The sequence below is a fragment of the Metabacillus idriensis genome (genome assembly GCF_050483325.1).
Taxonomy (GTDB): Bacteria; Bacillota; Bacilli; order Bacillales; family Bacillaceae; genus Bacillus_P; species Bacillus_P idriensis_A.
In genome coordinates, this window is the sequence record NZ_JBCMYF010000001.1 from 406,864 (window position 1) to 420,460 (window position 13,597).

The following is a 13,597-nucleotide window of genomic DNA, read 5'->3' on the forward strand; positions in this document are numbered from 1 at the left end:
AAAACATGAAATTAACAACAGCTTTATTAACAGGAGCACTCGTCATTGGGGGAATTGGGGCTGGATCACAATTTATCGGACCGAATGACCGTGCCCAGGCAGAGAAAAAGGCAGAAGAGCAAAATCTGAAAATCAGCTACGAGCAGGCAAAAGAAATCGTCCTGAAGGAGCAAAAAGGCAGCATTTCAGAAATGGAGCTTGAACGTGAATCAGGTGTCTGGGTATATGACATTGAAGTGAAGTCAGGCGGAAAAGACTTTGATTTTCACGTAAATGCCGACTCAGGCGAAATCACGAAAAAGAAACAGGTCGATAATCAAGATGATGACGGCGATGATTCTAATGTTGATTCTAAGCAGGTGAAAATCAGTTTGGAAGAAGCAACGAAAATTGCATTAAAAGAGGCAAAGGGAACAGTTGAAGAAGCTGAGCTTGAAAATGAAGACGGAAAAGCAGTCTACAGTTTTGAAATTCAGGATGAAAACGGCAAAGAAGCAGAAGTCGAAATTTCAGCAGAAAACGGAAACCTTCTGAAAACAGAATGGGAAGACGAAGATTAATCGCATGAACCCTCAAATGTACTTAGGGCATTTGAGGGTTTTTTAGCAAACTCCACTCTTGTCCTATGTCAATAACTATCATTTTACATATTTTGATAAGGAAAGTGACTAAGAGGTGAAATGGAGGAAGAGAAATGTCTGATCGAAACAACAATGGCTTCGCGCTTGTAGTCGTATTATTTATTCTTTTAATCATCGTAGGAGCTTCATTCTACGGCGGCAACGGCGGATACTAATCATAGCCGGGAGCTTCTGATGATAAATCAGGGGCTCTTTTTTTTACATAGAACCCATTAGGGTATTTGCTGATTTTCGACAAATTTTACGCGTCTTGGACAAACACACATGCGAACAAAAAGAAGAATGAATAGGATGTCTTATGAGGAAGATGCTTTTCTCAAAATCCTCATATTTGTAAGACACCTCTTCCTGCTTGCGCATGCTGAAAACAGCATGCGATCTTTTTATGCCTGAAAACGATGCATACATGATGTATATATAGAAAAAACGCTTGGATGATTTCCAAGCGTCTAGTTTGTCTATTCTTTTTTATCTATTTCTCTCTTCTGATTTAATGAGAGCTGATCGATGCTTTGCTTAATATTGCCTTTTCCGGAGTAATTTTCAATCAGCTCTTTTATATCAATGCCTGAGGATGCTTTCAGACTTTCCTGAAGGGAGCTCATCAGATTAGTCGCATAGCTGGTAACCTTATTGGCGCCGCTGTTTTCCCCGCTGCCGCCGGTGTCAACAACTGTGATTTTATCAATATTTGAAAGGGGAGCTGCAACTTGCTTTGCGTATTCAGGCAGCATTTTCACAATCATATCCAATATCGCAGCCTGACCGTATTGTTCGAATGCTTCAGCAATTTTCTCTTTGGCAACAGCCTCAGCAATCCCTTTCAGGCGGATGACTTCGGCTTCTGTTTCCCCTTGAGCGCGCTGTGCTTCGGCTTTTGCTAATCCGTCCATGCGGATTCTCTCTGCCTCAGCTCTTGCCAATGCTTCTATCCGGTACTGATTTGCATCTGCATCTGCAAGCTGTTTTGCTTTTTCTGCAGCAGCTGCCTGTTCAACAGAGTAGCGGTCTGCATCTGCTTTTTTCTTCACTTCAGAATCATACTGAAGTTCGCGGCGCCGGATTTCTCTTTCTTCAAGTTCAATTTGCTTTTGACGTTCGATGATTTTAACCTGCATTTCTTGTTCAGTAACATGCTGCCTTGCTTTTGCCGTTTCAAGGTCATAGGCCTGATCGGCATTTGCTTTTGCTGTATCCTGATCTCTACGGTATTCTGCCATTTTCAGCTGATTCAGCTTCTCCGCTTCGGCAATTTCTGTTGCACGCTCAAGCTCTGATTTTTTCGCCTCTTTTGCTGCTTCTGCCCGTTTGATGCGGGTTTCTTTTTCAGCTTCAGCTGTAGCAATGTCAGCATCGCGCTTGACCTGGGCAATTCTCGGTTTTCCTAAAGAATCAAGGTATCCATTTTTATCACGGACATCTTTAATGGTGAAGGATACAATGACAAGTCCCATTTTCGCCAGATCCTGAGAAGCCACGCGCTGTACTTCCTGAGAGAATTTTTCGCGGTTTTTGTAAATTTCCTCAACGGTCATTGAGCCGAGAATTGAGCGGAGGTGGCCCTCTAGAACCTCACGCGCTTCCTGCTCGCGGTCTGTTTTTGATTTCCCGAGAAATTGTTCAGCAGCTGTTGCGATCTCTCCGATGGAACCGCCGATTTTAATGATCGCCGTTCCATCTGCCATGACGGGAACGCCTTGTTCGGTATAGACTTCAGGTGTAGAAACGTCCAATTTGCTTGATAGAAGGCTCAGCGGTTCTGCTTGCTGAAAGACAGGCAGCACGAACGTTCCTCCGCCGCGGACAATTTTGATCTTGTTGCTGTTTTCATCAGTATGGACGTTTTTAGCGCCAAGATAGCTTCCCGTTACAATAAGTGCCTCATCCGGCCCTGCTGTCCGGTATTTTGTAACAAATACGGCGATTAAAGCAATGAGAATGAAAAAGACAATACATAAAACAATAATGATTGGCATGGTCATAATGTGTCCCCCTTAAGTGTGTCTTCAAATGGCTGATACGATGTGACGAATGCGATGCTGTTTTTGCTTTCAATAACTAGAATCTTTGTTCCGCTTGGAATTGGGGTATTATCAAAGCTTGCAGCCGTTTTTGAAATCGAGCCGACACTGCTTGAAAGCAGCACTTCACCGAATCCGTCAACTGGGATGGATGTAATCACATGGCCGACACGGCCTTTGAGCTCTGATTCATGATAAGAAAGCGATTCCTCAGCTGAAGAAAGCGGAACGAATACAAAAATGTGAAGCAGAGTAACTAGAATTGCTGAACTGAAGATGGAAATGAGTATGGAAAGAAACATTGAAAACAGGGCGGTCATCTCAAGAATGTATCCGCAGGCAAAAAAGAATGTCATAAATGCGAGGACAAGCGTCGGACTTAAAAACGGAATACCTTCGGTGATGCCTAGGGCGGCGTCTCCGAAAAAGACAAACAGCAAGGTCAAGCTTCCGGCGATAATCAGTCCGATTAAAAAAATGGTTTCAATCGGGTAACCAAACATGTCTATCCCCCTCTCTCTTTCTTTTTTGGTAAAATTTCCTTTCTTTGGGTCCCACTTACTTATACGGCATAATAGGCGTAAAGTTTCATATTTTTTAGAAATATTGAATAATTGTCATTTATTTTTTGAATGATAGAATTTAAGAAAACGATCAGCAGGAGAAATCGAATGAATGAGAAACTCGCAAAAGAGATTGTCGCAAGAACGATGTCCATTATTCCCTACAATGTCAATGTCATGAACAAGGATGGAATCTTAATCGGCTCCGGTGACAGCACACGACTTGGCGATGAACATCACGGAGCACTGAAAGTTCTGCAGACTGAAGAAAAAGTTGTGTTTACAGAGCAGGACAGCCAAAATTATCCGCGAACGAAGCAGGGAGTCAATTTGCCGATTTTTTTCCATCAGGAATTAATCGGAGTAATCGGCATTACCGGTGATCCCTCAGTTGTCGCTCCGTTTGGAGAGCTTGTAAAAATGGCGGCTGAGCTTACAATAGAACAGGCTTATTTAGCTGATCAAATGCGGTGGAATGAAGCATTAAAACAAGAAACGCTCATTCAGCTATTAAAAGGCGGGGAGCAGCAGACAGCTGAATTTAAAGAACGGGCAGAACGCCTGAATCTGAACATTTCCATAGAAAGACAGGCTGTTCTTTTTCTCCTTCCTGAAGAGATTCCTCTAAAAAACAGGCAGGGCTTTATGAAAGAATTGGAGCTGAAAGCCGGAAATAATGATTTAATCGTAACAACTTCTGCTGCAGAGATTGTCTGGCTGATCGAAAGCAAAACTGTTCAGTCATCGGTTGTGGTGAATAAAATGAATGACATGCTTATAAAAATGGACCTTGGAATATACGGTGCTCTTGGTTACCTGTACGAAGGACTTTGCGGAGTATCCCTTTCTTATGAGAGTGCAAAAGAAACCCTGGATGCTGCAAGAAAACACTGTGCTGATGGTTATTTCTACACATATACAGATTGGGCGCTTTCCGTATTGCTCAGAAATAAGAAAGACGAAACGAAACATGAGCTATTTACTTATACGATGAGCATTTTACACCGCTCAGACCGAAATGGAGAACTGCTGCAAACCTTAAAAGCATTCATTCTGTTTGACGGGGACATGAATAGAACAGCTGAGGAGCTGTTTATCCATCGAAACACTCTCAGATACAGGCTTGATAAAATAGAAGAAATTACATCTTATAATCCGAGGAAAACGCTGGATTTGATGACCTTATATGCAGCAATAATGGTGACTTAAGCTGTGCATTTGCACAAATAAGCCACCATTATTGTTTTCTTTTTTTGTTATCTGTGACAATGATTCTTTTTTAGTAAGCGATTACAATTAGATAAATGAAACACTTACAAAGGGGGAAACACCATTGGATATTCAAGTAAGCGCTTTCGGTGCAGTGTGTGCACTGATTGTTGCAATCGTTCTCATCTTAAAGAAAGTACCTCCGGCATACGGCATGATGGCTGGCGCGCTGGCAGGCGGCCTTCTTGGGGGAGTCAATCTGACGGAAACCGTAGAATTAATGATCACCGGCGCCAAGGATATCACGCCGGCTGTTCTGAGAATTTTAGCTGCAGGCGTACTTGCTGGTGTGCTGATTGAATCAGGTTCTGCCTCAGTGATAGCAGATACGATCATAAAGAAAATAGGAGAAAAACGCTCACTGCTTGCCCTCGTAATAGCAACGATGCTTTTAACAATGGTCGGTGTCTTTATAGATGTAGCTGTTATTACCGTTGCACCGATTGCTCTTGCCATTGCACAAAGGGCAAAGCTCTCTAAGCCGGCGATTTTGCTTGCGATGATCGGTGGAGGAAAAGCAGGAAATATTATGTCGCCAAATCCAAATACGATTGCGGCAGCAGATGCATTTGACGTGCCGCTTACATCCGTGATGGCAGCCGGCATCATTCCTGCTGTTTTTGGTGTCATTGTCACATATGTTTTAGCTAAAAGAATGGTTTTAAAAGGTGAACAGGTAAAAGCTGAAGAAATTACTTCTCAGGATGGCGGCAATTTGCCTTCTTTTGCAGCAGCCATCAGCGGTCCGCTTGCGGCCATCTTATTGCTTGCGTTAAGACCGGTTTTTGATATTGCGGTCGATCCGATTATCGCTTTGCCTCTAGGCGGCATCATTGGAGCAATCGCGACAAAGAACGGTACCCGCTTAACCGATTTTGCCACTTCAGGGCTTTTGAAAATGTCTGGTGTTGCAATCATGCTTATCGGAACAGGGACGCTTGCAGGAATTATTGCGAATTCAGGTCTTAAGGATGTGATTGTAGCAGGTTTAAATGCTTCTGGACTGCCGGCATTTATTCTGGCTCCCGCATCAGGTATTTTAATGTCAATGGCTACTGCCTCGACAACAGCGGGCACAGCAGTAGCAAGCAGTGTATTTGCTCCGACAATTATGGAAATCGGGATATCCGGACTTGCAGGAGCAGCCATGGTGCATGCGGGTGCTACTGTGCTTGATCATCTTCCCCACGGAAGCTTCTTTCATGCAACAGGCGGAAGTGTTTTTATGGGAATGAAAGAAAGAATGAAGCTGATTCCCTATGAATCTCTTGTCGGATTCACACTGGCGGTTATCTCTACCTTAATATTTGGCGTATTCAAACTGTTCGGATAGGAGCTGAAAGAGTTGAAGATTGTGATAGCACCAGATTCATTTAAAGAAAGCATGACGGCGCTCGAAGTATGTGAAGCAATAGAACGCGGATTAAGACGGTCCTTGCCTGAAGTGCAGACGGTTAAAATTCCAATGGCCGACGGCGGGGAAGGGACTGTTCAGGCCTTGGTGGATGCAACAGGCGGAACGTTTACCTCCCTGACTGTGACAGGTCCTTTAGGTCTTCCTGTTGAAGCTGAATACGGCTGGCTTGGAGACCGGAAGACAGCTGTCATTGAAATGGCGGCTGCTTCAGGGCTTCATCTAGTTCCGCCTGAAAGAAGAAATCCGTTAATGACCTCAACTGCCGGTACTGGCGAGCTTATTAAAGATGCCGTGCAAAAAGGGGCAGAGCATTTGATTATCGGCATTGGGGGAAGTGCAACGAATGACGGCGGCATGGGCATGGCTCAAGCGCTTGGAGTGAAATTCCTTGATGCAGAGGGAGCAGATTTAGCATACGGCGGAGGCGCCTTATCAAAGCTAGCAAGAATTGATGTATCTGGAATGATGAAAGAATTATCAGGTGTAGCCATTGATGTTGCCTGTGATGTCGATAACCCCTTGACAGGGCCGAACGGCGCTTCCGCCATATTCGGTCCACAAAAAGGAGCTACAAATGAAACAGTTGCTTTACTAGATCAAAACCTTGCACATTATGCTTCTCTTATCCTAAAAGAAACGGGCAAGGATGTTGAAAAAAGCGAAGGATCCGGTGCAGCAGGAGGACTGGGTGCTGGGCTGCTTGCCTTTTTGAATGCGAATCTAAAGCGCGGAGCCGACATTGTCATAGAAACCGTGGAGCTTGAAAAGCACATGGCTGGAGCGGATCTTGTCATAACTGGTGAAGGCAGAATTGATGGACAAACCATTCACGGCAAAACGCCTGTCGGGGTATCACGAACTGCAAAAAAGATGAATATCCCTGTTATTGCGATTGCGGGTTCAATCGGCGATGGGTATGAAAGCGTACATGAAGAGGGAATTGATTCCGTTTTTTCAATCGTCCCTGGAATTTCAACATTAGAAGAGGCGCTTGAAAAAGGCCCTCTCTATACAGAGAATCTGGTGGCTAATCTTGGACAGGTGTTAAAACTGAAAAAATAATGGGAAAAACCGGTTTCTGACCGGTTTTTTTCGTTGTTGAGAAAATGAAAACGGCAAGTATGTTTATTTTTATCTCTTTTCAGGGTCATCCATATTTTGTAGCATATATGGGGAGGAGATGAAATCACTTGAATATATTATACATAGAAGATGATCTGGAAATTGGCATCTGGGTGAAAAATGAGCGCCTGAATTTCAGGTTTTTTTGTGGACTTGGATTGTGTGTCCGGTCTCTAAAAAACCCTTCCTGGAAAACAATTGAGCTTGTTGAGAAAATACAGGGGATCACCGCTGATTGGCGTTTTTTTATAATTGGCAAAGCTCCAAAATCGAACAAAATGATCAGGTCAATACAAATTGAGCACCTCAAATAAAGAACAAAATACTGATCATACAAAATGAGCACAAGAGGTGTTCAAAATGAGCAGCTGCATAGATAGATTATATATAAAGAATAGATAAAGAGAACTTAAAGAGAATTTAAAGAGAAATGAAGAAAATTCATTCTTCTGCTACTCATTCTTCATATCTCTTTATAGTGACAGTGAAGAAGATTTTCATATCCTGCGAAGAAATAAGATATACTGAAACTAGCAAACTATTTTGGTCATGAAACTTTTTGGCTGATTGGACGTATTACACTCAACCACAAAAGAGAGGAAGAGATCATTTGAGAACTTCAAATCCAGCTTTAAAAGCTTTTACAAAACGGGAAGGATCATACGCAAGCAAGCCGATGACGCTTATGGGAGCAATTAATAAATCATTTTTGCTGCTGTTTATTTTGATTACTGCGGCAGGTGCAGCCTGGTATTACAGTGCACAGGGCCAGGATGTGACAGCAATTATGATCGGCGGGGCGATTGGCGGATTTATTGTTGCGCTGATTGTCAGCTTTGTTCCAAAGACGGCTCCAGTTTTGGCGCCTGTATATGCTGTGCTTGAAGGGATGTTTGTTGGAGGGATTTCAGCTTATTACGCATCACTCTATGAAGGAATCGTGATGCAGGCTGTGCTTCTTACGGCAAGTGTTTTCCTTGCTTTGCTGCTGGCCTACCGTTCTAGATTAATCAAAGTAACACGCAATTTCAGATTAGGAGTTATCGCAGCAACAGGCGGGATTATGATTATGTACTTGCTGTCATTTGTGCTTAGCTTCTTCGGCGTAACGGTTCCTTTTTTGCATGATGCATCTCCGATTGGCATTCTCATTTCAGTCGCAATCGTCATTGTTGCAGCCTTGAATCTTGTGCTCGACTTCGACTTTATTGAAAATGGATCAAAGGCAGGTCTTCCTAAGCATATGGAATGGTATGCAGGATTTGCTCTTCTGGTCACCTTAGTTTGGCTATATCTTGAGATTTTGCGTCTGCTTGCGAAATTGCGCCGCAACTAACAAAAAATGCCCGCTGACAGTCAGCGGGCATTTTCTCATTTGATTTGAATTCTTGTCTTTTTTTCTATATAGCCAGGATAGTCTACAAATTTCATAGAAAGCGGGCCTTTCGTTATTTTGCTGCGGTCAAACTGGATGGCGAATCGTTTTTCGCCGGTATCAGAAGATGGACCTTCGCCAGAAGAACTGCCGGACAAATTGACGCCATTCGCATCTGTTACCTCATTGATAAACATGCTTGAGGCTTCTTTCTTCTCATAATAGGCAAAAGAAACTTCATTTTTTATTACCTCAATTTTATTGAACACATCATCTTGAGGTCTCTTTAGCACGGTATTCGTCTCAGGGTCAACGATGACAACTAAATCCGATTTTTTAACTGCACGGATTTTGCTGAATTCGAGGTAAAGTTCCTTTGGCTGTTCAAAATAATTGCTTTCTAGATAAATCATATCTTCTGATGCACTGATTTCTTTTCCAACAAGTCCATTATGATAAATCGACCATGGCTCTCCTTTTTCATCGACAAGCCTGAGGTCCTCAAATACAAAGAGCTCCATTGTATTATTCTTATCGTACTGAACTTGCAGTGCTGCAGAAAGGGGAGTGATCTCGGCCTTTTTGAATGTGATTTTCTGTTTTTGGACTGTAACGGTCTGATCAATATTGATCACTTTCATTTTTTCATCAACCAGATCCTGATCCAGGTGAAAGGAGAATTGAAACACAGCTGCCTCAGGTCGGGAAAGGGGCCTCTTAGTATGAACCTCCAATTTGAGCTGAAAATCTTCTTTAGTCATAGGCTCCGAAAAATCATATTCCATTGACCAATTCGAACTTTTATTTTTTGCTAATTCCTCGTCTATATGCCCTGAAGTGAAAAAAGCATTTTGAGTTAAATCGGCAGAGCCTGAATGCAATTCCATGTTTTTTACTTTTACTTTTGCCTTTTCTGACTGATTATGAACGGTATAAAAAATCTTCAATTTCCTCTGATCCATGATCGCTGAATCAATTGTGATTTTAATGCTGCTATGTTCATCCGATACCCCAATTTCCTGTGCAAAATTATTTTCGACTGCGGACAACAGCCCTTTGTTGAAGCGGATGATTTCAACCATTTTTTCCATTCCGGGAAAAGAACTAACATACTCTGCAAATACTGGGGAGACCCGTACAAGTGTAATGAATGTGAAAATGAAAACAGCTGCAGCAAGCGACGCCCATTTAAACGACGGCCGCTTTTTTGTCCGTTTCGCTTTTTGATAGCCTGCCATAATCGCATCATCAAGACTGTCTTTTGGGACTTTAATCTGATCTGTCTTTTTCTTTAATCTTGTTAACTCGCTTTCTTCTCTTTCAAACATGAAAATTCCCTCCCTCGTCAAGCTGCTTGCGCAATAAAGCGAGTGCTTTAGTAAGCCAGGTTTTCACTGTACTCTCCGGACGATTCAGCTGCTGTGCGATGTCTTTGATTTTAAGATCGTAAATGTATTTCATCAAGATTACATTCTGGTATTTTTCATCCAGCCGCAGCAGGGCCTCTTCAATTTCAAGATAAACAAAGGAATCGGTGCCGGAACCAGAGGCAGCCAGTTTCTCATTAATCTGGAATCTTTTTTTTCTCTTCAATTGATCATGACAATAATTCAGCATGATCCGAATCAGATAGGTGGTGAAAAAAGAAGGCTCTTTCACTTTATGAAGCGATTTATATGCACGGAATGTGACTTCCTGTACGGCTTCAAGCGCATCCGTTTCATTTCTTAAATACATAAATGCCGTCCGGTAAAGCTGTTCCTTATGCTGCTTTATTAGAAGCAGGAAGGCCCCGTCATCACCTTTGATGGCTTTTTCCGCGAGTGTGGGGTCTGTCAAAGTGTATTCCTCCTTTTTGTTCTGCGGTTTCTCCGTGTAAAAGGAAATCAGACTGGCTATATAAATGGTTAAATTGATTTGTTATAAAGGCTAGAAAATCCCCGCTTTCACTATTAAAAACGGCATTTCTGCCAAATCCTTTGCTGCCTGTATCCATTAGACTGAGATCTTCGAAAAAAGTTTTAAATAAAAGCTTTTTTCAAGAATACATGAAAAATAAATTTATAGAATAATATTTTCAAATTTTTATTTTATTAAAAGCGCTTTCATGTTAGAATGAATTTGTCGAAACGTTTCACATTGAATTCCGCTTTATTCATAAAGGAATTTCTACATATATTTTTTAATTGATGTGAAACGTTTCAAATTATAATCGGAAATAACTCGGAGGTGGACTATGAGTACGATTGTTCGAGTTGGAATTATCGGGTGCGGAGGAATTGCAACCGGGAAGCATATGCCTGCTCTCGCACGGCTGAAGAATGTTCAAATGGTGGCTTTTTTTGATCTTGTTGAAGAAAGAGCGATTGAAGCGAAAATGCAATATGGATCAGAAATGGCTGAACATTACACAGATTTTAGAGAATTGCTTGCAAATCCTGGAGTGGATGTTGTACATGTTTGTACGCCGAATGATTCACATTCAGACATTTCAATTGCAGCTTTGGAAGCAGGGAAGCATGTGATGTGCGAAAAGCCGATGGCAACCTCTGCTGCTGAAGCGCGAAAAATGCTTGAGACGGCAAAGCGTACAGGCAAAAAATTATCGGTTGCATACCAGAATCGCTACCGGGCAGACAGCCTGCATTTAAAAACACTTTGTGAAGAAGGCGAGCTTGGTGATATCTATTTTGCAAAAGCACATGCCATCAGAAGACGCGCAGTACCGACATGGGGCGTGTTTTTGGATAAAGAAAAGCAGGGCGGAGGTCCATTAATCGACATCGGCACTCATGCACTTGATCTGACGTTATGGATGATGAATAATTATGAGCCAAAAATGGTTGTCGGAACCGCTTTTCATAAACTTGGCACAAAAGAAAATGCTGCAAATCTCTGGGGTCCTTGGGATCCTGAACAATTCAAAGTTGAAGATTCAGCATTCGCCTATATTACGATGCAAAACGGAGCAACGATCTTCCTTGAGTCAAGCTGGGCACTGAATTCCTTGAATGTCGGGGAGAGCAAATGCACTCTGATGGGAACTGAAGGCGGAGCGGATATGGAGAATGGCCTCCGCATCAATGGCGAGCGGCACGGCAAGCTTTATACGACGATGGTGGACTTGGATGAATCAGGAGCACCCGTTGTTGACGGCAAGCTTGAAAGCGAAGCAGATATTGAAGCTAGACTATGGATTGAATCCATTATTGAAGATAAAGACCCAATTGTAAAACCTGAACAAGCCCTTATCGTAACTGAAATTTTGGAAGCGATTTATAAATCGTCTGAAACAGGCGAACCTGTTTATTTTGAAAGAAAAGAATAAAATAGAATGTTGATCTGGGAATCGATTTCATAACTTAACACATTGGAGGAAATAATCATGAAAACTTTAAAAATCGGCGTTATCGGATGCGGAAGCATTTCAAAGCACAGACATTTGCCTGAATGGGCAGGAAACAAATTTGCTGAAATCGTAGCTGTCTGCGATATTAACGAAGACCGTGCAAACCTTACTGCGCAGCAATACAATGCAAAAGCATTCACAGACTACAGAGAGATGCTTGCCCTAGAAGAGATTGACGCTGTAAGCGTTTGTACTCCAAATGCCCTTCATGCGCCAATTTCAATTGCTGCGTTAAATGCAGGCAAACATGTTCTTTGCGAAAAGCCAATGGCTACATCAAAAGAAGAAGCAGAAGCAATGATTGCAGCTGCGAAAGAAAACAGCCGCAAGCTTATGATCGGCCACAACCAGCGTTTTGTGCCTTCACATGAAAAAGCGAGAGAACTGATCAAAAATGGAGAAATCGGCAAAGTATTCTCTTTCCGTACAGCATTTGGCCATGGCGGTCCTGAAGGCTGGAGTGCAGACGGACGCGAAAGCTGGTTCTTCAAGAAAGAAGACGCATTTATCGGTGCAATGGGAGACCTTGGTGTTCATAAAGCAGATTTAATGCGCTACATTCTTGGCGAAGAAGTAACAGAGGTGGCAGCATTCGTTGATACAGTTGCTAAAGAAGGCGCAGATGTTGATGATAATGCAGTATGTGTTTTAAAAACAGAAAGCGGCATTATGGGATCACTTGCAGCCAGCTGGTCTTACAGCAAAGAAGATAATGCAACAGTAATTTACGGTGAAAAAGGCGTTCTTCGTTTAGAAGATCATCCAGAATTCTCTTTAATTGCTCAATATACTACGGGTGAAGTAGTTAACTATGAACTAGGCAAAATTCAATCAAACGATGAAGGCGGACAAACATCCTCAAAAGTCATCGATAAATTCGTAGACAGCATCATCGGCAACACTGAGCCTGCCGTTTCCGGAGAAGAAGGCTACAAATCTCTTAAAATCGTTCTCGGCGCTTTAGAGTCAAACGAAACAAAAACAATCGTTAAACTTTCATAAGGGGGAGAAATCATGACGAAAAAAGGACTTCAGCTCTATACAATCAGAACACTGCTTGAGGAGGATTTTCTCGGCACTTTGAAAAAAGTGGCGGATCTCGGGTACGAAGGGGTACAATTTGCAGGCTATTATGACACGCCTGCCGATCGTCTGAAAAAAGCATTAACAGAGTATGGACTGAAGGCAGCGGGGAGTCATGTGCCTTATGACCAAATTACGGGGGACGGGCTTAAACAAGTGATTTCTTACAATCAGGAAATCGGAAACGACCTGATTATCATGCCTTATTTGACGGAAGAGCAAAGAACAGGACTTGTTGATTACAAGCGAATTGCCGAAGAATTGAACAAAGCTGGTGAAATCATTAAGCAGGAAGGCCTGCAGCTTGCTTATCATAATCATGATTTCGAATTTCATCAATTCGGAGAGCAGACACCTTTTGATGTTTTGCTCAATGAGACGGACGCAAAGCTTGTAAAATTCGAGCTTGACTGCTATTGGGTTTCTTTTGCGGGACTTGATCCTCTGGCACTTATCAAAGAGCAGCGCGAGCGTGTTGTGACCCTTCATATTAAAGATATGAAAGAAACAAATGGCGAGAAACAGAGCACAGTCATCGGCACTGGACAACTTGACATGAAATCATTGCTTACCCTTGGAAAAGAGCTTGAACTGCCATGGTTTATCGTTGAACAGGAGCATTTTGATGGCGATTTGATGGACGCAGTTGCGCTCAATTCGAAAAAAATGGACGAGCTATTAAAAGCATAGAAAGGAA

14 protein-coding genes are annotated in these 13,597 nt (G+C 42.4%); 10 read left to right on the forward strand and 4 right to left on the reverse strand.

Annotation, left to right across the window (positions count from 1 at the left end; genetic code table 11):
• The first annotated feature begins 5 nt into the window (after positions 1-5).
• Both ABEQ24_RS01945 and ABEQ24_RS01950 read left to right on the forward strand, forming a co-directional pair.
• Positions 6-560, forward strand: coding sequence for a PepSY domain-containing protein (locus tag ABEQ24_RS01945; protein ID WP_430005191.1), 555 nt, complete (start codon positions 6-8; stop codon positions 558-560).
• Between the two features lie 134 nt (positions 561-694).
• Positions 695-796 carry a YjcZ family sporulation protein gene (locus ABEQ24_RS01950; RefSeq protein ID WP_430005192.1) on the forward strand — a complete coding sequence of 34 codons (102 nt, stop codon included), beginning with the start codon at positions 695-697 and terminating at the stop codon, positions 794-796.
• 303 nt (positions 797-1,099) lie between these two features.
• Here ABEQ24_RS01950 and ABEQ24_RS01955 read toward each other — a convergent pair whose 3' ends face one another.
• Both ABEQ24_RS01955 and ABEQ24_RS01960 read right to left on the reverse strand, forming a co-directional pair.
• Entirely contained in the window at positions 1,100-2,623 is a 1,524-nt protein-coding gene (locus ABEQ24_RS01955; RefSeq protein ID WP_430005193.1) for a flotillin family protein, read from the reverse strand.
• Complete coding sequence (locus tag ABEQ24_RS01960) at positions 2,620-3,165, reverse strand: NfeD family protein (protein WP_430005194.1); 546 nt, start codon at positions 3,163-3,165, stop codon at positions 2,620-2,622. The genes ABEQ24_RS01955 and ABEQ24_RS01960 overlap by 4 nt, the downstream gene beginning before the upstream one ends.
• Positions 3,166-3,333: 168 nt before the next feature.
• On the opposite strand from ABEQ24_RS01960, the gene ABEQ24_RS01965 reads away from it, so the two are divergent.
• From ABEQ24_RS01965 to ABEQ24_RS01985, 5 genes are all read left to right on the forward strand, one after another.
• Complete coding sequence (locus ABEQ24_RS01965; RefSeq protein WP_430005195.1) at positions 3,334-4,434, forward strand: CdaR family transcriptional regulator; 1,101 nt, start codon at positions 3,334-3,336, stop codon at positions 4,432-4,434.
• A 124-nt stretch (positions 4,435-4,558) separates the two neighbouring features.
• Entirely contained in the window at positions 4,559-5,827 is a 1,269-nt protein-coding gene (locus tag ABEQ24_RS01970) for a GntP family permease (RefSeq protein WP_430005196.1), read from the forward strand.
• Positions 5,828-5,839: 12 nt separating this feature from the next.
• Entirely contained in the window at positions 5,840-6,973 is a 1,134-nt protein-coding gene (locus ABEQ24_RS01975; RefSeq protein ID WP_430005197.1) for a glycerate kinase, read from the forward strand.
• A gap of 128 nt (positions 6,974-7,101) precedes the next feature.
• Positions 7,102-7,347 (forward strand): hypothetical protein, encoded by a 246-nt coding sequence (locus ABEQ24_RS01980; RefSeq protein WP_430005198.1) that lies wholly within the window; start codon positions 7,102-7,104, stop codon positions 7,345-7,347.
• Positions 7,348-7,643: 296 nt separating this feature from the next.
• Complete coding sequence (locus ABEQ24_RS01985; protein ID WP_430005199.1) at positions 7,644-8,369, forward strand: Bax inhibitor-1/YccA family protein; 726 nt, start codon at positions 7,644-7,646, stop codon at positions 8,367-8,369.
• Between the two features lie 35 nt (positions 8,370-8,404).
• Here the strand turns inward: ABEQ24_RS01985 and ABEQ24_RS01990 are convergent, their stop codons facing one another.
• Together ABEQ24_RS01990 and ABEQ24_RS01995 are read right to left on the reverse strand one after the other, a co-directional pair.
• Entirely contained in the window at positions 8,405-9,736 is a 1,332-nt protein-coding gene (locus ABEQ24_RS01990; RefSeq protein ID WP_430005200.1) for a DUF4179 domain-containing protein, read from the reverse strand.
• Entirely contained in the window at positions 9,729-10,247 is a 519-nt protein-coding gene (locus tag ABEQ24_RS01995; protein WP_430005201.1) for a sigma-70 family RNA polymerase sigma factor, read from the reverse strand. The genes ABEQ24_RS01990 and ABEQ24_RS01995 overlap by 8 nt, the downstream gene beginning before the upstream one ends.
• A gap of 397 nt (positions 10,248-10,644) precedes the next feature.
• On the opposite strand from ABEQ24_RS01995, the gene ABEQ24_RS02000 reads away from it, so the two are divergent.
• The 3 genes from ABEQ24_RS02000 to ABEQ24_RS02010 are packed head-to-tail and all read left to right on the forward strand — an operon-like array spanning position 10,645 to position 13,590.
• Positions 10,645-11,736, forward strand: coding sequence for a Gfo/Idh/MocA family protein (locus tag ABEQ24_RS02000; RefSeq protein WP_430005202.1), 1,092 nt, complete (start codon positions 10,645-10,647; stop codon positions 11,734-11,736).
• Positions 11,737-11,793: 57 nt separating this feature from the next.
• Positions 11,794-12,819, forward strand: coding sequence for a Gfo/Idh/MocA family protein (locus tag ABEQ24_RS02005; RefSeq protein ID WP_430005203.1), 1,026 nt, complete (start codon positions 11,794-11,796; stop codon positions 12,817-12,819).
• Positions 12,820-12,831: 12 nt separating this feature from the next.
• Positions 12,832-13,590 (forward strand): sugar phosphate isomerase/epimerase family protein, encoded by a 759-nt coding sequence (locus ABEQ24_RS02010; protein WP_430005204.1) that lies wholly within the window; start codon positions 12,832-12,834, stop codon positions 13,588-13,590.
• The last annotated feature ends 7 nt before the right edge of the window (positions 13,591-13,597 follow it).

What these genes read in the sequence shown, in the direction of transcription:
- ABEQ24_RS02000 (WP_430005202.1), top strand. Translation starts at nt 10,645, where the DNA reads ATGAGTACGATTGTTCGAGTTGGAATTATCGGGTGCGGAGGAATTGCA.
- ABEQ24_RS01955 (WP_430005193.1), bottom strand. Translation starts at nt 2,623, where the DNA reads ATGACCATGCCAATCATTATTGTTTTATGTATTGTCTTTTTCATTCTC.
- ABEQ24_RS02005 (WP_430005203.1), top strand. Translation starts at nt 11,794, where the DNA reads ATGAAAACTTTAAAAATCGGCGTTATCGGATGCGGAAGCATTTCAAAG.
- ABEQ24_RS01965 (WP_430005195.1), top strand. Translation starts at nt 3,334, where the DNA reads ATGAATGAGAAACTCGCAAAAGAGATTGTCGCAAGAACGATGTCCATT.
- ABEQ24_RS02010 (WP_430005204.1), top strand. Translation starts at nt 12,832, where the DNA reads ATGACGAAAAAAGGACTTCAGCTCTATACAATCAGAACACTGCTTGAG.
- ABEQ24_RS01990 (WP_430005200.1), bottom strand. Translation starts at nt 9,736, where the DNA reads ATGTTTGAAAGAGAAGAAAGCGAGTTAACAAGATTAAAGAAAAAGACA.
- ABEQ24_RS01950 (WP_430005192.1), top strand. Translation starts at nt 695, where the DNA reads ATGTCTGATCGAAACAACAATGGCTTCGCGCTTGTAGTCGTATTATTT.
- ABEQ24_RS01945 (WP_430005191.1), top strand. Translation starts at nt 6, where the DNA reads ATGAAATTAACAACAGCTTTATTAACAGGAGCACTCGTCATTGGGGGA.
- ABEQ24_RS01960 (WP_430005194.1), bottom strand. Translation starts at nt 3,165, where the DNA reads ATGTTTGGTTACCCGATTGAAACCATTTTTTTAATCGGACTGATTATC.